At 65.9% G+C, this 19,470-nt stretch carries 17 protein-coding genes and 20 tRNA genes; 9 read left to right on the top strand and 28 right to left on the bottom strand.

The annotated features are described in order from the left end of the window. Positions 1–119: 119 nt before the first annotated feature. Both VFY73_RS21730 and VFY73_RS21725 read left to right on the top strand, forming a co-directional pair. Positions 120–497, top strand: coding sequence for a VOC family protein (locus tag VFY73_RS21730; RefSeq protein WP_329722688.1), 378 nt, complete (start codon positions 120–122; stop codon positions 495–497). A gap of 227 nt (positions 498–724) precedes the next feature. Further along, positions 725–1,987, top strand: a complete 1,263-nt coding sequence (locus tag VFY73_RS21725; RefSeq protein ID WP_329722692.1) for an alpha/beta hydrolase — start codon at positions 725–727, stop codon at positions 1,985–1,987. A gap of 57 nt (positions 1,988–2,044) precedes the next feature. Here VFY73_RS21725 and VFY73_RS21720 read toward each other — a convergent pair whose 3' ends face one another. After that, the gene (locus VFY73_RS21720; protein ID WP_329722686.1) at positions 2,045–2,437 is read right to left on the bottom strand and encodes a GFA family protein; all 393 of its coding nucleotides are present in this window, start codon (positions 2,435–2,437) and stop codon (positions 2,045–2,047) included. 70 nt (positions 2,438–2,507) lie between these two features. Then, the gene (locus VFY73_RS21715; protein ID WP_329722684.1) at positions 2,508–3,137 is read right to left on the bottom strand and encodes an FMN-binding negative transcriptional regulator; all 630 of its coding nucleotides are present in this window, start codon (positions 3,135–3,137) and stop codon (positions 2,508–2,510) included. Between the two features lie 148 nt (positions 3,138–3,285). Here VFY73_RS21715 and VFY73_RS21710 point away from each other — a divergent pair, with 148 nt between their 5' ends. The 4 genes from VFY73_RS21710 to VFY73_RS21695 all read left to right on the top strand — a co-directional run bounded on the left by VFY73_RS21710 (position 3,286) and on the right by VFY73_RS21695 (position 6,188). Beyond that, on the top strand, positions 3,286–4,191 hold the full coding sequence (locus VFY73_RS21710) for a LysR family transcriptional regulator (protein ID WP_329722682.1): 906 nt from the start codon (positions 3,286–3,288) through the stop codon (positions 4,189–4,191). A gap of 66 nt (positions 4,192–4,257) precedes the next feature. Then, on the top strand, positions 4,258–5,175 hold the full coding sequence (locus VFY73_RS21705; RefSeq protein ID WP_329722680.1) for an aldo/keto reductase: 918 nt from the start codon (positions 4,258–4,260) through the stop codon (positions 5,173–5,175). A 3-nt stretch (positions 5,176–5,178) separates the two neighbouring features. Next, positions 5,179–5,841 carry a hypothetical protein gene (locus VFY73_RS21700; protein ID WP_329722678.1) on the top strand — a complete coding sequence of 221 codons (663 nt, stop codon included), beginning with the start codon at positions 5,179–5,181 and terminating at the stop codon, positions 5,839–5,841. A 155-nt stretch (positions 5,842–5,996) separates the two neighbouring features. Beyond that, positions 5,997–6,188, top strand: a complete 192-nt coding sequence (locus VFY73_RS21695) for a hypothetical protein (RefSeq protein ID WP_329722676.1) — start codon at positions 5,997–5,999, stop codon at positions 6,186–6,188. A 205-nt stretch (positions 6,189–6,393) separates the two neighbouring features. Here the strand turns inward: VFY73_RS21695 and VFY73_RS21690 are convergent, their stop codons facing one another. Beyond that, positions 6,394–8,022 (bottom strand): right-handed parallel beta-helix repeat-containing protein, encoded by a 1,629-nt coding sequence (locus VFY73_RS21690; RefSeq protein WP_329722675.1) that lies wholly within the window; start codon positions 8,020–8,022, stop codon positions 6,394–6,396. A 127-nt stretch (positions 8,023–8,149) separates the two neighbouring features. Continuing rightward, the gene (locus tag VFY73_RS21685) at positions 8,150–8,617 is read right to left on the bottom strand and encodes an Lrp/AsnC family transcriptional regulator (protein WP_329722673.1); all 468 of its coding nucleotides are present in this window, start codon (positions 8,615–8,617) and stop codon (positions 8,150–8,152) included. Between the two features lie 176 nt (positions 8,618–8,793). Here VFY73_RS21685 and VFY73_RS21680 point away from each other — a divergent pair, with 176 nt between their 5' ends. Both VFY73_RS21680 and VFY73_RS21675 read left to right on the top strand, forming a co-directional pair. Then, a complete protein-coding gene (locus VFY73_RS21680; RefSeq protein WP_329722671.1) occupies positions 8,794–11,061 on the top strand; it encodes an aminotransferase class V-fold PLP-dependent enzyme in 2,268 nt (755 codons plus the stop codon). A 47-nt stretch (positions 11,062–11,108) separates the two neighbouring features. Next, positions 11,109–11,909, top strand: coding sequence for a sulfite exporter TauE/SafE family protein (locus tag VFY73_RS21675; protein ID WP_329722669.1), 801 nt, complete (start codon positions 11,109–11,111; stop codon positions 11,907–11,909). 209 nt (positions 11,910–12,118) lie between these two features. On the opposite strand, the gene VFY73_RS21670 is transcribed toward VFY73_RS21675, so the two are convergent. The 4 genes from VFY73_RS21670 to VFY73_RS21655 form a co-directional block, all read right to left on the bottom strand. Further along, positions 12,119–12,925 carry a nucleotidyltransferase domain-containing protein gene (locus tag VFY73_RS21670; protein ID WP_329722667.1) on the bottom strand — a complete coding sequence of 269 codons (807 nt, stop codon included), beginning with the start codon at positions 12,923–12,925 and terminating at the stop codon, positions 12,119–12,121. Between the two features lie 87 nt (positions 12,926–13,012). Continuing rightward, positions 13,013–14,149 (bottom strand): slipin family protein, encoded by a 1,137-nt coding sequence (locus tag VFY73_RS21665; RefSeq protein WP_329722690.1) that lies wholly within the window; start codon positions 14,147–14,149, stop codon positions 13,013–13,015. Positions 14,150–14,428: 279 nt separating this feature from the next. After that, positions 14,429–14,494, bottom strand: a tRNA-Asn gene (locus VFY73_RS21660). Positions 14,495–14,689: 195 nt separating this feature from the next. Further along, positions 14,690–15,265 (bottom strand): HNH endonuclease, encoded by a 576-nt coding sequence (locus VFY73_RS21655; RefSeq protein ID WP_329722665.1) that lies wholly within the window; start codon positions 15,263–15,265, stop codon positions 14,690–14,692. A gap of 208 nt (positions 15,266–15,473) precedes the next feature. On the opposite strand from VFY73_RS21655, the gene VFY73_RS21650 reads away from it, so the two are divergent. Then, positions 15,474–16,685 (top strand): serine hydrolase domain-containing protein, encoded by a 1,212-nt coding sequence (locus VFY73_RS21650; RefSeq protein ID WP_329722663.1) that lies wholly within the window; start codon positions 15,474–15,476, stop codon positions 16,683–16,685. An 80-nt stretch (positions 16,686–16,765) separates the two neighbouring features. On the opposite strand, the gene VFY73_RS21645 is transcribed toward VFY73_RS21650, so the two are convergent. The 20 genes from VFY73_RS21645 to VFY73_RS21555 form a co-directional block, all read right to left on the bottom strand. Further along, positions 16,766–16,840, bottom strand: a tRNA-Gln gene (locus VFY73_RS21645). An 11-nt stretch (positions 16,841–16,851) separates the two neighbouring features. Next, positions 16,852–16,988 (bottom strand) — tRNA-Lys (locus tag VFY73_RS21640). Between the two features lie 7 nt (positions 16,989–16,995). Then, positions 16,996–17,070 (bottom strand) — tRNA-Glu (locus VFY73_RS21635). 16 nt (positions 17,071–17,086) lie between these two features. Further along, positions 17,087–17,222: transfer RNA gene (locus VFY73_RS21630), tRNA-Met, on the bottom strand. Then, positions 17,213–17,380 (bottom strand): SEC-C metal-binding domain-containing protein, encoded by a 168-nt coding sequence (locus VFY73_RS30460; protein WP_414654508.1) that lies wholly within the window; start codon positions 17,378–17,380, stop codon positions 17,213–17,215. Before VFY73_RS30460 ends, VFY73_RS21630 begins: the two co-directional genes overlap by 10 nt. Before the next feature lie 155 nt (positions 17,381–17,535). Further along, positions 17,536–17,613, bottom strand: a tRNA-Arg gene (locus VFY73_RS21625). A gap of 8 nt (positions 17,614–17,621) precedes the next feature. Continuing rightward, positions 17,622–17,696, bottom strand: a tRNA-Phe gene (locus VFY73_RS21620). 21 nt (positions 17,697–17,717) lie between these two features. After that, a tRNA-Ser gene (locus VFY73_RS21615) sits at positions 17,718–17,807 on the bottom strand. Positions 17,808–17,817: 10 nt separating this feature from the next. Beyond that, positions 17,818–17,902: transfer RNA gene (locus VFY73_RS21610), tRNA-Leu, on the bottom strand. 23 nt (positions 17,903–17,925) lie between these two features. Continuing rightward, positions 17,926–17,996: transfer RNA gene (locus tag VFY73_RS21605), tRNA-His, on the bottom strand. A gap of 27 nt (positions 17,997–18,023) precedes the next feature. After that, positions 18,024–18,099: transfer RNA gene (locus VFY73_RS21600), tRNA-Pro, on the bottom strand. A 10-nt stretch (positions 18,100–18,109) separates the two neighbouring features. Then, positions 18,110–18,184, bottom strand: a tRNA-Ile gene (locus tag VFY73_RS21595). A 12-nt stretch (positions 18,185–18,196) separates the two neighbouring features. Further along, positions 18,197–18,340: transfer RNA gene (locus VFY73_RS21590), tRNA-Asn, on the bottom strand. 1 nt (position 18,341) lies between these two features. After that, positions 18,342–18,485: transfer RNA gene (locus VFY73_RS21585), tRNA-Cys, on the bottom strand. Between the two features lie 9 nt (positions 18,486–18,494). Further along, positions 18,495–18,570, bottom strand: a tRNA-Trp gene (locus tag VFY73_RS21580). A gap of 13 nt (positions 18,571–18,583) precedes the next feature. Beyond that, positions 18,584–18,658 (bottom strand) — tRNA-Gly (locus tag VFY73_RS21575). Positions 18,659–18,663: 5 nt separating this feature from the next. Further along, positions 18,664–18,806: transfer RNA gene (locus VFY73_RS21570), tRNA-Tyr, on the bottom strand. A gap of 6 nt (positions 18,807–18,812) precedes the next feature. Continuing rightward, positions 18,813–18,890, bottom strand: a tRNA-Arg gene (locus tag VFY73_RS21565). 6 nt (positions 18,891–18,896) lie between these two features. Next, positions 18,897–18,972 (bottom strand) — tRNA-Asp (locus VFY73_RS21560). 17 nt (positions 18,973–18,989) lie between these two features. Beyond that, positions 18,990–19,129: transfer RNA gene (locus VFY73_RS21555), tRNA-Ala, on the bottom strand. Between the last annotated feature and the right edge of the window lie 341 nt (positions 19,130–19,470).

Raw genomic sequence — 19,470 nt, 5'->3', positions numbered from 1 at the left:
CGCGCCCCTCGGGCTCGCGCTCCTGGTGGTCTGGATCGTTCTCGAGATGGGGCTGCAACGCAAGATCGGCTCGCCTTCCACCAGGCACGACGGCTGACGGCTCATTCCAGGAGGAGCTCTTGTTCGACCACGTCAAGTTCGGAGTCAGCGACTATGCCGCGAGCAAGGCGTTCTACCTCAAGGCCCTCGAGCCGCTCGGCGTCGTCGTCGTGGGGGAGGGGGCTCCCACGTACGGTGTCGAGCTCAGCACGCCAGAGGGCAAGGTGTCGCTGTGCCTGTTCCAGACCGATGAGAGGCCGGCGCATCTTCATGTGGCGTTCGTGGCCGAGACTCGCCAGCAAGTCGAGGCTTTCTATCGCGCGGCGCTGGAGGCGGGTGGCAAAGACCACGGTGCGCCCGGTCTTCGCCCGCACTACCACGCGAACTACTACGCCGCTTTCGTCATCGATCCTGACGGACACAACATCGAAGCCGTTTGCCACCAACCCGCGACCTGACGCGCCGGCGGGCTGAAGCACAGCCCGTTCGCGCCAGCGTTTTTGTATGACCCGCTTCTTTCGGCTTCTTGTCCTCGCGCTGTTCTTCACCGTTTCGAGGGCGAATGCGGCAACCGCGGTAACACCCCCCCTTCGCTCCTGGTTTCACAGACCACACACTGGCCGATCCTGCCTCGGGTCTGCCAGTGCAGGTCAGGACGGGTGGCAAGGCCGGGGCGGCATGGTTGGTGCTGATCCACGGCTTGGGGCAGCAGGCATCGAAGGATTGGTTGCCACTGCTCCCGGCCCTTGCGGAGCACTACCAGCTGCTCCTGTTTGACCTGCCCGGGTTTGGTGACTCTGCGCGGCCGGACGCGGACCTGACGCCGAAGAAGTACGCGGACCTGGTGCATTGGCTGGTGTCCCAGCATGCTCGGGAACCGGTCTTTGTCGTTGGGCACTCGCTCGGCGGCGCCATTGCTTTGCGCTACAGCCACGACTACCCGGAGGAGGTGGCGCGCCTGTTGCTGATCGATGTGGCAGGGGTGTTGCAATCCACCGTGTTCGCTCGCCACTTGAGCCTCGTGCCCGATCAGGTGGCGTCAGCGCCAGTCCTGGACAAGTGGGTGGCCAAAGGCAGCCGGATCCTCAATCGCATGTCGGGAAAGATCCAGGACCTCCTGGCCGGGAGTGCCACGGCATTGCAAGCCATGGCGTCGTCGGACAAGGCGCGCGAACTGCTCTACCAAGACAGCAGCGACATCAATGCGGCGTTGGGTCTGGTGAACGAAGACTTCTCCCCCATGATCCGGCAGATCCATGCACCGGTCTGGCTGTTGTGGGGAGAGCAGGACCCGGTGGCGCCTTTGAGGACAGGGTTGGCATTGCAATGGTTGCTGCCGCAGGCTCAGCTGGACACCTTGTCTGGCGTTGGTCACGTCCCCATGAGTGAAGACACGGCAAAGACCAGCGAATGGCTGTTGAGGTCCCTGCGGGGGCCGCTGCCGGACTTGAAGGAGGCGAAAGCGGGGGAGTCTCAGGGCGACGGGGTCTGCAAGGACGGGAACAACATGGTGTTTCGTGGGCCATGGCGTTCCTTGCGCCTGGAGCATTGCACCAACGTCCGCATTGAAGATGCCACGCTGGGCCGGCTGACTGTCGTGGGCAGTACCGTCGACATCCTGAATGTTGAAGTTCGTTCGCCCGACGTGGCGGTTGAGGCCAGAGATGCCCACATCATGGCCACCGGCTTGAGGATCACCGCGCCTCAAGCCTGGGCTGTCGAAGACAGCCGGCTGGACTTGGCTGCGTTCGAAGCGCAAGCGGCACAGTTTGGGCAGCAAAAAGGGCGTGCGCTGTTCTTCATGTCTTTGGGCCGCTGGTGTGATGGTTCGGACGAGTGGCGCTTGCACGAGGTGTGGAAGCCTCGTCAAGGCAAGCTCGACGAACAGTTCCGCCAGGCCCGAGATGGTCGATGTGCGTTGGAGGCTGGTGAACGCAAGAGGTCATAGCCGGACGTAGCCAGGCGCAGGTCTCCAGGCTTGTTCACCGGCTCAGGTTGTCCGCGACTACTCCTCCGACCGCCCCCCGTCCTCACGATTGCGCTCGTACCGCCGCGTGAGCGGAAACGGCGGCAACCACGACTCGCGACGGATCGTCCAGAGCTCGTAGGTCGGCTTCAGTTGATCGGGCGCATCCAGCGATCCCAGGTTCACTTCGATCTCGTCGTCGCTGCGTGAGAAGACGGACGAGCCGCAGCGAGGGCAGAAGAACCGCCCCGCGTAGTCGCGCGTTTCACCATCGATCGTCACGGCCTCGTGCGGAAAGATCGCGGAGGCGTGAAAGAGCGCGCCGTGGTGCTTGCGGCAGTCGAGACAGTGGCACAGGCCGACCCGGTAGGGGCGCCCTGTCGCTACCATTCGAACGTTGCCGCACAGGCATCCGCCGGTGAATCGCTCCATGCTGCGTCTCCTCGTGAATCAGCGAACAACGCAGGGTGGGACTGTAGACCCGCCGCGCTGAGACACCGGCTCAGTTCCCGGCTCGCGCCCCCGCGTGCTCCCGCAGCATCGCCGTGGCCAGTTCGTGGTTGCCGTACCGCATCAGCCCGGCAATGCCGTCCTCGAAAACGCTGGCCGGATCACCTTGCCCGAGCTTGAACTGCACTTGGGTGTCGAGCACGCGGGCGCGGAAGGGGACGATGGCGGTGGAGATCTGCTCGAAGCGCGGCCCCATCTCTTCAACGCGCCACGGGTTCGGGAAGGCCGCGTCGGCGTGGCGGATCAGCGTTTCGAGCGCTTCGCGTGCGGCGCCGGGGCGCTCGTCGATCTCGATGTCGACCTTGAAGTGCACGGCCTGGTAGTTCCAGGTCGGGGCGTACTTGCGCTCACGCAGCCAGGATGACGAGATGTAGCCCTGGGCGCCGGAGAAGGCAATCAGCGCGCGTCGATCGCGCCTGACCATCTCGACCTGCGGGTTGAAGCGGGAGAAGTGGCCGATCAGCGTGCCGCGGCCCTCGGCGTCGCGTTGCAGCACGATGGGCAGCGGTGACGCTTGGGTGTCGCCGTCGACCATGCTGATGACGAGCGCCAAGGGGTAGGCCGCGACCATGCGGTCGATGTCGCTGTCGTTGGCGGGACGAAAGATTTCCGGGGTGTTCATGGACGGCACTGCAATGGAGCTGAATGGCCGCCATGATAGAAACCGACACCGGCATGCGTTCGATCGTTTTCGCAAGCCTGTCGTTCAGAATTGACTACGAAAAACCGGATGCGTGGCCGGGCGAGCGGCCGTGGAAGAGGCGTGCACGATGTTGGACGACGTTTCCTGGGACGACCTGCGCATCGTGCGCGCGATCGGGCGTGAAGGTTCGCTGACCGGGACGGCGCAGGCCCTGGGCGCCAGCCACTCGACGCTGTTCCGGCGCCTGCAGCGCATCGAAGCGGGGATGGGCGTGAAGCTCTTCCACCGCACACGTGCAGGCTACGTGCCGACGTCCGCCGGCGAAGACCTGATCCGTGTCGCCGATGGAATCGACAGGGAAGTCGGCGCGATGCGCAGCCGCCTGGGCCGGCGTGAGGCGTGGCCCGGTGGCGTGTTGCGGATCACCACCACCGACACGCTGATGCACAAGGTGCTGCCGCCGCTGCTGGCCAACTTCCACAGCCGGGTGCTGGACGTGCAGCTGCAGGTGACCACGTCGAACACGATGGTGAAGATCGGCGAGCACGAAGCGGACGTGGCGATCCGTGCCGGCGGTCGCCCACCTGATCCGCTGGTCGGACGCAAGCTCTGCGGCCTGGAAACGACGATCTACCGCTCGCGCAGGTTGCGCGGCGCGACCGCCGACCGTTTGTCGTCGCTGCCTCGGGTGGCGGTCGATGACACGCTCGGCCATCTCGCTTCGTCCCGCTGGCTGGACGAGCAGGGGCTGCGGCAAGGCGCGGTCTTGCGCACCAACAGCCTGGTGAATGTCCTGCACATGGTGCGGGCCGGGTTGGGCATCGGGGTGTTGCCGTGCTACCTGGGTGACCAGGAGCCTGGGATCTGCCGCGTGTGCCCACCGGTGAAGGAGTGGAGCAGCGAACTCTGGGTCCTCACGCATGTGGACCTGAGGAAGGTTCCGCGTGTCAGGCGCCTGTTCGACGAGCTGTACGCCGGTACGCGCGAGCTGGTGCCGCTGTTCGAGGGCCATGCGCCTGCGCCGATGGTCTGATGGCCGCCCGGCAGCAGCCCTGCCGCCCGGTTGTCGCATCGGCAGCCTCCGTGCGATGCTTGCGCCATGCCGGACGTTTCACCGCGCCGCCGATTCCTCGCGAGCTTCGCGTTGGGCGCCGCCGTGCCGGCGCTGGCGGGACCACCGGCCGTGCCACTGGTGCCTGCGCGCATGGTCCCGTCGACACGCCAGGCCATTCCCACCGTCGGCCTCGGCACGTGGATCACCTTCAACGTCGGCCGTGACGCGCAGTTGCGGGCCGAGTGCACCCGTGTCGTGCAGGCGTTCCTGGATGGTGGCGGCCGGGTGATCGACTCGTCGCCGATGTACGGCTCGTCGCAGGACGTCGTCGGCCACGCCCTGCGCACGCTCAACATGGCCGGGCAGGTCTTTGGTGCCGACAAGGTGTGGACGGGCGATGAAGCGAAGGGCGCAGCGCAGGCCGAGGCTTCGCGGCAACTCTGGGGCGTGCCGCGCTTTGCGCTGCTGCAGGTGCACAACCTGCTGAACTGGCAGGCGCACTTGCCGATGCTGCTGCGCATGAAAGCCGAGGGCCGCGTCGGACACGTCGGCATCACCACGTCCGAAGGCAGGCGGCACGCCGAGTTCGAGCAGTTGATGCGCACGCAGCCGCTGGACTTCGTGCAGTTCACCTACAACCCACTGGACCGAGAGGCCGAGCGGCGCCTGTTGCCACTGGCCGCAGACCGTGGCATGGCGGTGCTCGTCAACCGCCCGTTCCAGCAGGGCGCGTTGACGCAGCGGCTGACGCGCCATGCGCTGCCGCCGTGGACAGCCGAGGCCGGCGCGGCGAGCTGGGCGCAGCTGGTGCTGAAGTTCATCCTCGCGCACCCGGCCGTCACGTGCGTGATCCCGGCGACGACGCAGGTTGCGCACGTGCGCGAGAATCTGGCCGCCGCGCGCGGCCCGCTGCCGGATGCGGCGCTGCGTCGCCGGATCACCGAGCACCTGCAGGCGTTGTGAACGATGCCGGACTGGCTGAGCTACAGCCTCGGTGACGCGCAGATCTTTTCTGCGCGGGCGTACGACCGCCTGGTGGAGCGCTGCATGCAAGAAGCGTGGCCGGCGCAGCCGCTGGTGTTGGTGCTCGGGCTGGCCGTGTTGGTGATGCTGTGGTGGCGGCCGATGGCCGGCGCGCGTGGCTTGGCGGGCCTGGCGGCGTTCAGCGGCGTGTCGATGGCGGCAGGGTGGTTGCCGCACTGCTATGCCGAGTTGCACTGGGCCACGGGCTGGATGGCCGCGGGCTTCGTGTTGCAGGCGCTGCTGCTCGCTGCGGTGGCCGTGTCGCCGGGTGCATTGCAGCGTGCGGCTTCACCCGGTGCGCGGGCTGGCGCCGTCACGCTCTTCACGTTTGCATGGGCTGCGATGCCCTGGTTGTCGTTGCCCACGGGCGCCAGCGCATGGCGTGCCGAGCTGATCGGCCTGATGCCTGCACCCAGCATCGCGATGACGTTGGCGGTGGTGCCGCTGTGTGCCTCGCCCTGGCGATTCTTGCTGCTGCCGTTGGCATTGGCGGGCGTGTTGCTCGACGCGGTGACCCAGGCCTCGATCGATCGCGCGCAGTGGATGCTGCTGCCACTTGAGGCCGCTGCGATGGCGGGGATGCTCCTGGTCTTGCGACGCATCTGACGACCCGGGCCGGTTGCTGGGTTTTGGCGGAGCAGGGCGACCCCAAGGGCAACCCGGAGGCCTGGCCGAGAGGTCGAATGCGGGTCTGTCCGACACGAAACCGAAGCCCGTCGGCCTAAGCTTGCCTTGCACTCAGACCCGATTGGAGGCGCACCATGACCTATCGACAGAATCCGCGCGACGAGCAGGCACCCAAGACAGGCAAGGCCGAGAACGACAGGAACAAGCTGGGCGACAAGCCCGAGACCCAGCTGAACCAAGGACACCGGACGCCCGCCAGCCGACACGACCGCGAATCGCAGATCGGCTCGAGCAATCAGACGCAGTCGCGCACCCACAAACGCTAGTTGGTGCGGCGCGATGGATGTGGTCGCCTGGGTAGGCGCAAACCACAGCGATGCCCAGTGGCATCGCGAGGAGTTGCAGAGACGCCAGGCGGTCAAACGCGCGGTTCTATGTTCCGCATAGCGTCGAACACTGCACTGGTTGGGATGGGTGCATGGGCGTGAGGGCTGCACTCGCCAGCACCCGGCCCGGCATCGTCTCAGCGCCTCAATAGCAGACGTACTCGCCCTCGATGCGGCATTCGCCGCCGTCGGCATCGTGCTCGCGGCATTGGGCGGTCGTCGGCGTCTTCACCAAGCCCAGCAACTGCGTGGCAGCCGACGCGATCTCGTAGTTGCCGACCGCGCAAACCCCGTCGCTGGCCACGTCCGACGCGCGGTCGACCGCGAGCGAGTTCCACGTGGCGTCGGCCAGCGCCTCCCGGTCGATCGGGCCGAACTCCAGGTTGCAACGTGCCTTCAGCGCCTGCAGGCGTTTGCGGCTGCCGCATGACAGCGTCTTCTCGCAGCCCTCGTTGCTGCTGGTGACCGCGCATTTGAAGTGACGCTGGTTGATCTGCCCGTCCTCGCAATGACGAGCCCGCTTGTCCAGATTGCCGTCTCTGCACACCAGTCGGTGCTTGGCGCAGGTCACTCGCTCTGGGTTCGACAAGTCGAGGTCGAGCGATTCACCGTCGCGCAGCAGCATCGGTATCCTGTCGCGCCAGAAGCATGAGGTGGACGGTGCCGGTCCCTGGCCGATGCGGTTGCCGACGAAGGTGCTGCCGAACACGTCGGCGGTCGGGATGGTGCCGCCGACAGTGGTCACGTTGTCGATCACGTAGTTCGGCCCATCCCCCAGGACGATGGACATCGCCTTCGCATCGAAGTAGTTGCCCTTGATCGCGGTGCGGTGCGCTTCGTCGCGGTTGTTCACGCTGCTGCCATAGGGGTAGCCGGCATCGTCGCTGCAGTAAGAGCGGTTGCCGTTCCTCGATGCGACCCAGATATGGGGGTACCGCGCTGCCGGCCCGCTGGGGTCGAGGAACTGGTTGTCGAAGACATCATTCTTGACTGGCTCGTTGTGCCGCACGGTGCCGGCCTCGCCGCAGTTCCGGTAGATGAAGATGCCGCCGCGCGGGCTGCTGGTGAAGACGTTGCCTTGGATCAGGTTCTCCGACGAGCCATCCGCCGCGATCACTTCGCGCGCCGGCACGGTCTTGAACCGGTTGTCCAGGATCTTGTGCAAGCCCCCTTCGGCATCGAGATAGATCACCGCCGAGGGCGATGTGCCGAGGAATAGCGAGTTGCGGATCGTCACGCCCGTCACCCCCATCGACAGGTAGACGGCTATTCGGTCTTGCGGGTCGATCGTCAACCCGTCGAAGGTGATGTTCGTCGGCGCCCGCTTCCTCAGCACGCTCGTGTGGTGCGGGTCGATGCGCGAGGATTCCTTCACCGCGGGCGAGTCCTGCCCGCCCATGCCAATCACATTGATGTTGCCTTTGAGGATGCAATTCTTGATCGTGATGTCGCGCGGCCGCTCCCACACCGTCGTGCCATCAGGCTCTTGGTACGGGTACGACTGCACGAGGATGCGCGGCAGCGCGGCGTTTAGATCGGTGTACGACAGCGTCGCTCCGGCGCAGTCCACCTTCACTCCGTCCGACACGGCGCCGTGGTTGAAGTAGAGCGACCGGGTGATCACGTCATGGGGTTTCAGCGTGAGGTGACAATCGATCAACACCGCCCCGTCGCCAGGCTGCGGGGGGGAGCGCAGCACTGCCAGCTTGTTTGCGTTGCAGGCCGTGGCGGCCTGCGCAGGCGAGGCCAGCCCGGCGGCCGCGCAGATCACCATGGCAGCGAGCCCACCATGCCTGTGCGACCCCCTTGCGACGGACTGCTGCAGCGGCATGTTCACGAGCGCGCCGGCCTGTGCGTGTGGTGGCCGCGACCAAGACCGACGCTCGGCTGGAGGCCTCTCATCAGACCGCGTACCCCAGCGGCAGCGCGGTCGTGTATTTCAGCTCTTCCATTGCGAAGCTCGAACTGACGTCCGACAACTCGATGCTCGCGGTCAGCCGCTTGTAGACCGCGTCGTAGGCGGCGATGTCCGGCACGACGACGCGCAACAGGTAGTCCACCTCGCCGCTCATGCGGTAGAACTCGACCACCTCCGGGATCGCCTCGACCGTGGCGCGGAAGTTGTCGAACCACTTCTGGTTGTGGTGGCTGGTGCGGATGCCGACGAACACCGTGACCGCCACGTTGACCGCCTTGCGGTTCACCAGTGAGACCTGCTTGGTGATCACCCCGGCCTCCTTCAAGCGCTGAACTCGCCGCCAGCAGGGCGTGGTCGACAGGCCCACCCGATCGGCGAGCTCGCTGATCTGCAGTTCGGCGTTGTCCTGCAGCAGCGCCAGCAGCTTCATGTCGATGGCGTCGAGTTTCATGTCGTCACATCTGCAAAAGAGGCAAAGCAAGGCGTTTGCGGCTGGAATGAAAAAACAGGCAATTTCTGGATTGAGATTCCATTTCTTTTCAGAAATTGGGAGCCAAATTTCTTGTATTGATTCATATCATGAAGCCCATTCCTGAATTGTCAGGAAAGGCAGAAACACACACGCCCATGGAAATCTATCTCGACGCAAACGCCACCACGCCGGTGATGGCCCAGGCGCGCGCCGCTGCACTGGCCACCATGGCCGAGGACTACGGCAACCCCAGCAGCATCCACAGCACCGGCCTGAAGGCGCGTGCGCTGATGGACGCCGTGCGTGGCCGCGCGCGTCAAGTGTTGGGCGCGCCGACCGGGCAATTGCTGTTCGTCAGCGGCGCGACCGAAGGGATCCAGACAGCGGTGTTGTCAGCCCTCAGTGCCTTGCGTGAGCGCCGCGGGGCACCGGACGCGCCGGAACTGCTGTTGTACGGTGCCACCGAACACAAGGCCGTGCCCGAGGCCTTGAAGCATTGGAATGCGTTGCTGGGCCTGGGCCTGCAGGTGGTGGCGATCCCCGTCGGCCCCGATGGGCGGCATGACCTGGGCTGGCTGCGTGACCATGCGCCGCGCGCAGGCCTGGTCTGCACGATGGCCGCCAACAACGAGACCGGTGTCATCAGCGACCTGGACGGTATTGCTGCAGCGCTCGAAGGCAGTGCTGCACTGTGGATGGTCGACAGCGTGCAGGCGCTGGGCAAACTGCCGCTGCACCTGGCCCAGCGCCGCATCGACTACGCGCCGTTCTCCGGCCACAAGCTCTATGCGCCGAAGGGCATCGGCATGCTGTATGTGCGCGAGGGCGCCCCCTTCACGCCGCTGCTGGCGGGCGGCGGGCAGGAAGGCGCGCAGCGCTCGGGCACCGAGAACATGTCCGGCATTGCCGCGCTCGGCGCCGTGCTGGCGGCCCTGCAGGGTGGCCTCGGCTTCAAGAACCCCGCCACGCTGGTGGGCTACCGCGCCCGCCTGGTCGATGCTCTGCAGGAGGCATTCCCCGGCCTGGTCTTCAATGCGCCGTTGGATCTTTGCCTGCCGACGACGCTGAACTTCTCCGTGCCGGGCCTGAGTTCGAAGCTGTTGCTCGATCTGTTCGATGCCGCCGACGTGCGCGTCAGCGGCGGCTCGGCCTGTAGCGCGGCGCAAGCCAAGCCGAGCTTCGTGCTCGAAGCGATGGGCCTGCCGGTGTGGCAGACCGCCTCGGCGGTACGCTTGTCTTTCGGCCCGGCAGCAGATGCCGACTTCATCGACGAGGCGTGCGCCCGCATCCGGGCGTGTGGCGAGAGCTTGCGCGACTGCTGCTTCGGCTCGACGCCGGGCCGGGTCATGCCGGCCGATGGCGTGACGCGCTTCGTCGTCGATGCCGCCTGCTGCTACCTGGTGGCCGATGAGCAGAGCCGCCGCTGCGTCGTGATCGACCCACTGCCCGAGGTGAACGAGCGCCTGGCCCAGCAGATCCGCTGCCAGGGCTACACCTTGGCCGCCGTGCTGGATACCCACAGCCACGGAGACCACGCCTCGTCGGCACCCGAGCTGCGAGATGCAGCGCGTGACCTGCTCGAAGGCGGCGGCGCAACCCCGCTCGACCCGCTGGGCTGGCCGCGTGGCACTGAGCACATTTCGCTGGGCGCGCTGAGCCTGACCCGGTTGGCGCTGCCAGGCCATACCGAAGACTCGACCGCCTACCTGCTGCGTGACGCGCAAGGGTTGCGCATGGCCTTCGTCGGCGACACGGTGATGCCCGGCGCACTGGGCCGCAGTGACTTTGTGCAGAGCGCGCCGCTGGCCTTCGGCCCCTCGCTGCGTCGGCTGGAAGAGGCCGTCGGGCCGCACGGCCTGCTGGCCCCCGGTCATGACTACGACCAGCGCGCAGCCACCACCTTGAGCACCGAATGCGCCGGGCAGCCGCTGCTGTCGCGTGTGCTGCGGGGGGCGATGGAGGCTGCCGCGTTTGCTGCCGCCAAGAGCGAGCTCGAACAAGGCCTGGGGCTGACCGAGTACCAGACGCTGGCCTGCGGCGCACGCGTGGCACCCGGCGCGGATACCACGTCACACGAGCTGGAGTCGGCTGCACTGCACGATCTGCTGCAAGGCCCTGGCGGCCTGGTGGTGGTGGATGTCCGTGAACCTTATGAACAGCGGCTGAGTACCACGCCGGACCTGGGGCCGGACGTGCATTACCAGGCGGTGCCGATGTCGCGCTTGCTCAACGCACTGCCCAGCTGGCTGGCGCTGCCGGCCGAGACGCCGGTGCTGTTCGTTTGCCGCAGCGGCAACCGCAGTGCGTATGCAGCGCACGCGCTGCGGCGCCTCGGCCATGCGCAGAGCTGGAACCTGGCCGGCGGCCTGGCGCTGTGGCCGAAGCCGATGCCGGGCCTGCTCGATATCGACCTCGCGGCCTAGCCGATGGGCTGTTCTCGCGCGGTAGGACGGCGATGCTGATCGCCGCGATGTCCCTGGGCGCCCTCGTCGGCCTCACGCTCGCCTTGACCGGCGCCGGCGGCGGCATCCTCGCGGTGCCGCTGCTGGTCTTCTCGCTGCATCTCGGTCTGGCCGAATCGGCGCCGGTGGGGTTGCTGGCTGTTGGCATGGCCTCGGCCGTGGGCGCCGTGCTGGGCCTGAGGGAAGGGCGGGTTCGCTACCGCGCCGCGATGGTCATCGGCGGCGCCGGCATGCTGCTGGCGCCGCTTGGCGTCTGGCTGGCCCAGCGGGTGCCCAACGGCCCATTGACAGTGATCTTCGCGCTGGTGCTGGGCTGGTCGGCCCGGGGCATGTACCTGCGCAGCCGAACGGTCCATTCCGCCCAGGTGGCGCGGGCGACGCAACCCCCCTGCGTGCGCAACCCTTGCACCGGGCGCTTCGTCTGGACGCGGCCTTGCACGATGGCGCTGGCGTCCACCGGCATGGCGTCCGGCATGCTGAGCGGCTTGCTCGGCGTGGGTGGGGGCTTCGTCATCGTGCCGGCACTGACACGCTACTCGGATCTGGGCGCTGACAGCATCGTCAGCACCTCGCTGGCAGTGATCGCGCTGGTGTCGGTGTCGGGCGTGGCATCGGCGACGCTGCACGGCAGCATGCCCTGGCCCATCGCTTGGCCGTTTGCCGTCGGCGCGATGGTGGCGCTGCTGGCAGGGCGCCGTTTGGCCGAGCGCTTCAGTGGGCCCACCTTGCAGCGCAGCTTTGCGGTGTTGAGTGCCATGGTGTCGCTGGTGCTGTTGGCCCGCGGGGTCAGTGCGATCGGCGGCGGTTAGGCGGCCGATCGCTGGCGTGGGGTAGGGGCCGCCGGGCAAGGTGTCGGTCTGCCGTGCCCGCGGCATGGGCTGAGCGTCTGTCTGGATTGGCTCCGCCCGCGAGCATGTGACTGTATGAAATCACAGTATCATGGCGCCCGCAGTTGCCATCAGGCATTCGGGAGAGCCAGGGTCGCCCCTGGCTCTCCCCTTCTTTTGTTGCGGCTTCTTCAACGGCTCGACAGCACCGTCTCGGCCAGCAAATCATCGAGCGCCTGCATGCTCGGCTGGCCGATTGCCGGCTGGGCTTGGTTCAGTTCGACCATCAACTGCTCCAGGTAGGCGTTAAGCACCGGCCGAGCCGGCAGCCACTCCTGCTCGCCGCTGCGGCGCTTGATGATCAGCAAGGCGTCGATCTCGCGCCGCACGGCCGGGTCGTCCACCAGCGCCTCGACCAACTGCTCGAACGCCATCGGCGGCGCGTCATCGCGCGCCAGCACCCACTTGGCCGCCAGCAGCGGCCGCAGCACGTACAGGTACTTCTTCGCCCGCACCTGGTCGCCCTGCAGGTACTCGCGGAAGTTTCCGCGGCCCATCGCCGCGTAGTGGTGGAACGAGCGGATCGGCTGGTAGACCGCGGTGGCCGCTTCGCGCAGGCGCGGCACGAAGGCGTCGTCGTGCCGGTAGACCACCGGCGAGCTGAGCCATTCGATCAGCGTCGCGTTGCCCTTGGCGAGCAGGTGCAGCGCCTTGCGCAGGTCCCAGCCGTTGACGTCGAACACCGGGCCGGGCGCTTCCTCGATCACGTCGCGCACCGGCGTGATGCGCAGGTATTCGCGCGCCGGCCGCACGAAGATGAAGCGCACGTCGTAGTCCGAGTCCGGCGACGCGAAGCCCCAGCCGCGGCTGCCCGATTCGCAGGCGTACAGCACGCGCACGCCGTGCTCGGCTTCGACCGCTTCGAGCTTGCGCAGGATCTCGGCGCGGATCAACGGATCGATCGGATGCGCCGTGGGGTCGGTCGGGGTGAGGTTCATGACATTCCTCCTGTCGTTCATTGTGTTGTCGATTCAAAAAGAAAAAAGGGCGCCCGAAGGCGCCCTGCAAAGGTTGGAGCCAGCGGCTCAGCGCAGCTTGACCAGGCCGTTGAGCACCTGGTCCAGGCCGCCGAAGACCGAGATCTTGTCGATGCGCTCGGCCACGCGTTCCAGCGTCTCAAGCTCCTTCATGCGCAGCGCGACGGGGTTGCCCTCCATCACCTTCGCGGTGTTGAGCAGCGAGCGCGTCGCCGCGGTTTCCTCGCGGCGGCGGATCACGTTGGCCTCGGCCGACTTCTCGGCCTCGACCACCTGGGTCAGGATGGTCTTCATCTCGCCCGGCAGCACGATGTCCTTGACGCCGACGCCGTCCAGCACCATGCCGTAGCCGGCCAGCTTGGCCGCGACATGGGCGGTGACGACCTCGTCGATCACGGTCTTGTTCTCCAGCAGTTCATCGAGCGAGCGGGTACCCACGGCCGCGCGCAGACCGAACTGCAGCTCGCGGTACAGGTGGTCCGCGGGCTTCTGCAGCTGGGTGAAGGCGCGCAGCACATCGGTGAAGCGCCACGTCGCTGACAGGTTCAACCGCAGCGCGACCTTGTCACGGGTCAGGATCTCCTGGCCGGTGACTTCGAGCGCCTGCAGCCGCAGGTCGACCGACTCGATCGACACGTTGCGGTTGAACTTCCAGAACGCGTACGAGCCGGGTGCCAGCAACCGCTCGATGTGGCCGTCGATCCACAGGATGGCGGCGCCGTGTTCAGGCACCTGCACCTGCAGCACACCGGCCAGGCCGGCGACGACACGCGGACGCAGCTGCGTCTGGACCAGCCGCGCAGCGATGGCGGCCGGCACCTCGGCGGACGCCGTGATGTCGATCACCTCGACCTTCACGTCGACCAGGCCGTTCTTCCAGAACAGGCGCCGCGTGCCCGGCGGCATCAGCTCGACCAGCACACCGTTGTCGATGCGCAGGCCGACTTGGTGCTCGTTCAGCTCGACGCGCACGAACTCGGCTTCGACCACCTCGGGCTCCTTGGCCATCAGGTAGTCGGCCAGGCCGTGGTTGAAGGCCGGCTGTTCGAGCGCGAAGGTCTCGATGCGCAGATCGTCCTTCCAGGTCGAGAAGCGGTGCTCACCCGGATGCAGCACGCGCTCGAAATCGCCATTGCGCAGCAGCAGGCCGCGCTCGTTCTTCTTCACAGTGACACGCGTGAACATCATCGGTGTCCCTCCTCTCGTCTTGTTGAAATGGAAAAGGTGCCGTTACAGCACGGCCGCGGACGCCGGATGCCTGGACCCGGGCACCGGGGCTGTCCACCTCGCCTGCCTCCCTGCCAGCCGAGGTGTTGAGCCACGAGCGCAAAGCCCCGCTTGCCCGACGCGCGAGCGGCCGCGCTGATGGCCTGCGCGCTTCACGCCTGTCGGCGATCCGCGCGCGAGCCACGTTCGGCGGTGGTCTTTCGACCGGTTTGGACACTGGTTTTTCAGGCCAGTTTGTGGAACAGGAGTCGAACCTGCGACCGACGCATTAACAATGCGCTGCTCTACCCAACTGAGCTATCCAGTGGTCGTGACCCGGGGATCGAACCCGGCGAGGAACCAACCTCGTCACGCTGTGTGCGCTTCGATGCAACGCGGCATGGGCGGCAGCGACGGCCCCATCGGTCAAGACGGGGTCCGGCCACCGCACACCGGCGGGGTCGTACCCCCGGCCTGTGAGCGCTGCCTTTCACGGCACTCGTTGAGCGATCGAGCGTGCTAGCTCAATCGCGATCCCTTCGGCAGGCGCGAGGCCAGCCAGTCATGCACGTCGGCGCGGATGTGCCTGCCTTCGAGCAAGAAATCCTCGAAGCGACTCGGCACGTACGGCAGGTACAGCAGTGGCATGCTGGCCTCTTCCGGCGTGCGAGCGGCCTTGCGACCATTGCAGACGCCGCACGCGGTGACCAGGTTCATCCAGGTCCAGCCGCCACCGCGAGATTCGGGCACGATGTGTTCGCATTGCAGATCCCGTTCGTGAAAGCGTTGGCCGCAGTAGGCGCAGGTGTGGCGGTCGCGGCGAAACAGCTTCAGCTTCGCCATCGACGGCGTTACGTAGAACAGGTTGATGCGCGGTGCACCGCGCAGCGCGATGATCGGGTGCACCTCGATCAGCGATTGGCGGCCGGTGGCCGCGTTGGTGCCACCGCGCAGCGTGCTCAGCGGCCTGTCGCCATCGGTCCACGCCACTGTGTCGGTCGCGTAGTGCAGGGCGGCCTGCTCCAGCGTGATCCAGCGCTGCGGGGTGCCTTGAATATCCAGTTGCAGCACGTGCTGCAGAGTGTGCTGGTGCATCGGTGGTCTCCTCTCCTTCAGGTTTGTGGCCGCTGAAGGCGCGCACCAGCGGGTCCTTCGGCGTCTAGATCGTTGGGGTCATCGGGTGGGCCACCTGGGAGGAAGTGGCGGTTGAATGGTTGAACCGCAGACGCGGATGGTGTGAAGGCGGGCCACCGAAGGCAGCCACAATGAGCGGCACACCACCGCTCGAGAAAGAGGAGTGCGCATGCCGCCTAAGACCTTGATTCAGCTGACCTTGGCGATCGCTGCGATCCTGCTGGCCGGCCCCGTGAAAGCCTCGGAGCCGGCGCCTTCGCCCGCACCCGCAGCGAGTGCGACCGCCGACAGTGCCATCGAACAGCACATGGCCGAGGCGGGCATCGTCGGCCTGGGCGCCGCGATCATCGTGGACAAGAAGGTGGTCTGGGCCAAGGGTTTCGGCTTCGCCGACAAGGCGCGGGGCGTGCCGTTCACGCCCGACACCGTTATGAACATCGGCTCGATCAGCAAGACCGTCACCGGTGTGGCGCTGATGCAGGCGGTCCAGGAAGGCAAGCTGGCGCTCGATGAAGACATCAACGTCTACCTGCCGTTCAAGGTCGCCAATCCGCACCATCCGAACGACAAGATCACGTTGCGGCAACTGGCGACGCACACATCGAGCATCAACGATCGGTGGGCGGTCTACAGCGGGACGTACTACTTCGGCGGCACGCCGGAACCGCTAGGCGACTTCCTGAAGGCCTACTTCGTGGCCCAAGGAAAACACTACGCGGCAGAAAACTTCTTGAAGGCCCGGCCGGGTACGCAGCGCGAGTACTCGAACATCGCCGCCGGCCTGGCTGGCTACATCGTCGAACGGGTCACCGGCGAGAACCTGAAGGCCTACACGAAGCGGCGCATCTTCGCGCCGCTGCAGATGAACAACTCGGGGTGGTCGCTGGCCGATGCCGGACCTGCACGACAGTCGCAGTTGTACGCGTCCCAGGACGGTTGGCCGCTTCCGATCCTGAACTACGAGATGACGACCTACCCGGACGGCGGGGTCCGCACGTCGGTGGCCGATCTCTCGAAGTTCTTCGCCGCGTTGCTCGACGGTGGTGTGCACGAAGGCGCGCGCATCCTCGACCAGCGCATGGCCGACGAGATGCTGCGCTTCCAGTTCACCGATGCGAACAAGCCGGCCAACGTCAACCCGCAGAAGCTGAACTCGGGCCTCTTCTGGGCCACCAAGCATGGCGCCACGCGGATCGGGCACAACGGCTCCGACCCGGGTGTGCGCACCGAGATGCTTGCCAACCTCGGCAAGGACATCGGCGTGATCATGTTCGCCAACACCTCGCTGCCGGAGCAGGACGATCGGCGCTACGCGGCGATCCACCAGGAGCTGTGGAAGCGCGCCGAGATGATGAAGAAGGCGGGGCAGGCCGCGCGGTGATCCGCTGCAGCCCGCCTTGCCCGGGCGAGTTCAGGCCAGTGCGTTGATCGCGTGCACGAACGTTGGTTGCGGGGAAATGGTGGCAGGGGCGACAGGATTCGAACCTGTGTACGCTGGGTCAAAGCCAGCTGTCTAAGCCACTCGACTACGCCCCGGTTGTTGGAATTGGTGCGGGCGCAGGGGATCGCTCAACGCGAAGCGTTGGACGCGCCTGCGGCGCGGGCCGAAGGCCGAGGGCGAATGCCCGAGCAACCCTGACCTGCCGGTTAAAAGCCGGCTGCTCTACCCTTGAGCGACACCCACGTGGGTTTGGTATCTCGTACGGGAATCGAACCCGTATTCCGACATTGAAAGCGTCGTGTCCTGACCGTTAGACGAACGAGACGTTGGTGGTTGGCGGTTGGTGGTCCGAGATGGGTACGCTCAACGCGGAAGCGTTGGACGTGACGCAGTCACGGGCCGAAGGCCGCGGCTTTGCCGCGCAACCATCGACCTGAGCCTTATGAGGGCTCTGCTCTCCCACTGAGCTATCGGACCGGATTGGGAGCGCGATCACTCGCGGTAGTAGTCATCGCGTTGTGACCCATCGAAAGCAGCCGCTGCGCAGGCAGCAGCGTTTGAAAGCTGAGCGTGGAGCCGCAAGGGCAGGGGTCGTTTCGCCCCAGCTTCTTGAGCAGCTCCTTGTCGCCGTGCACGACACGTTGACCTCGCTTGACGCCGGTCTCGGATGGGAATCCGCGTCGACGTTTGCTGGTGACCTCAAAAGCAGAACGGCTGATGGCGTGCGCGCTTCTTGGTGATGTTGTGCTTCTTCATGATGAGCTCCGTCCTCGTGAGCGGGTGGATGGATTGGCGCCTCCTGCACGACTTGAACGTGCGGCCTTCGGCTTCGGAAACCGACGCTCTGGTCCGACTGAGCTAAGGAGGCGATGGATCTGGTGCCGCAGGAGGGCCTCGAACCCCCGCTCCCGGTGCTTCAAACCGGCGCTCTACCGACTGAGCTACCGCGGCAAACGCTGTTTCTGAGATCGTTGGCGGAGAGCACAGGAATCGAACCTGTTCGGCGTTTTCACACCGGCTTCGACTTAGCAAGTCGACCCCTTACCGATCGGGCAGCTCTCCGGAAAGTTGATGGTCCCCTCGGCTCGGGTCGAACGAGCATGCCTTTCGGCCACGGCTTCTGAGACCGTTGCGTCTGCCATTTCCGCCACGAGGGGATTGAAGAATCGATGTGCTCAGGGGTGACCGGTCGGAGTCGAACCGACACCAGCGGGATCACAACCCACGGCTCTGCCATTGAGCTACGGCCACACCTGAGCACACCTACAGGGAAGGGATTGGTCTCGGCGGCAGGTTTCGAACCTGCGACCTCATGCTCCCGAAACATGCGCGCTGCCTGCTGCGCTACACCGAGACGATTGAATTGGTCCTCGCGGGTGGGAACGATCCACCGGCCCCCGCCTTATCAAGACGGTGCTCTACCACTGAGCTACACGAGGCTTGTTGAAGGTTGGCTCCCCGACACGGGTTCGCTCTGCGCAGCCCGCTGCGCAGGACGTTGCTTGCAACGGGCCGAAGGCCGAGGGCAACAGCCCGAGCAACCGCGGACCTTCCGGTTAACGGCCGGACGCATCTACCTGCTGAGCTATCGGGGAATGGACTCGGAAGCTGGATTGCTCGCTTCGCTCGGCCTTCGGCCCGCGGCAGAGCCGCGTCCAACGCTGCGCGTTGAGTGAACCAGCGTGGGCTTGCGCCGGCGGATTTGCAATCCACCGCCTTCGACCGCTTGGCTATTCCGAGATGAATGGATGGCGAGCACGCACGGAGTCGAACCGCGAACCGCCGGATTTGGAATCCGATGCTCTGCCAATTGAGCTACGTACTCGTGAAAGAACCGTTGGAGCGGGCGGCGCGAATCGAACGCGCGACATGCTGCTTGGAAGACAGAAGCTCTACCGCTGAGCTACGCCCGCATAAATGGTGGGTGTGGATGGATTGCTCGCTGCGCTCGGCCTTCGGCCCGCGGCATGGCCGCGTCCAACGCTGCGCGTTGAGCGAACCACCGTGCCTTTAGGGTCCTGGTTTACAGCCAGGCGCGATCAACCGCTCTGCCACACACCCATGAACTGGTGCCTCCTGCACGACTCGAACGTGCGACCCCCGATTTCGTAGACCGATGCTCTGAATCCACTGAGCTAAGGAGACATGAAATGGCGCCCCGTGCGGGATTCGAACCCGCGGCTTCCGACTAGACAGGCCGGCACTCTGGCCACTGAGTTAACGAGGCAGATCAATGAACCATATTGGTGGAGGTGACAGGGATGCTCGCTGCGCTCGGCCTTCGGCCCGTTGCTGAAGCAACGTCCTGGCCGGTGAACCGGCCAGAGCGAACCTGCAACCGGCTGCGTGCAAGGCAGCTGCTCTCCCAGTTGAGCTACACCCCCGAATGTTTCTGGTGAAGGTTTCCGGTGACGGGTTCCGGTGCCGCCCAATCGTTGCGGCCGATTTCCACCCCCGAAGCGTGAGCTCGACGGAGGTTCTTGTGTCCAAGTGCCCCTAGGTCCGGGCTGCGCCCGACCCGTCCCCCATGGGGATCAAGGAACTCGGGAGCGGCCCGTCGTTCCTTGAGTGAAATCTCATCGCGGTTGTGCTCCAGCGCGAGGGTGGAATGAACCACCAAAGCGCTGACTCGCTGCACGACGCGGGCGTCCCCGCGGCGCACATCCCAGTCGCCCCTGCACTTTGTGGGGCGCATGCATGACCGTGGTGCCGAAGCACACCCGCC

It is taken from the genome of Ideonella sp. (assembly GCF_036277275.1).
Taxonomy (GTDB): domain Bacteria; phylum Pseudomonadota; class Gammaproteobacteria; order Burkholderiales; family Burkholderiaceae_C; genus Ideonella.
This window is presented reverse-complemented; position numbering and strand designations above follow the sequence as displayed.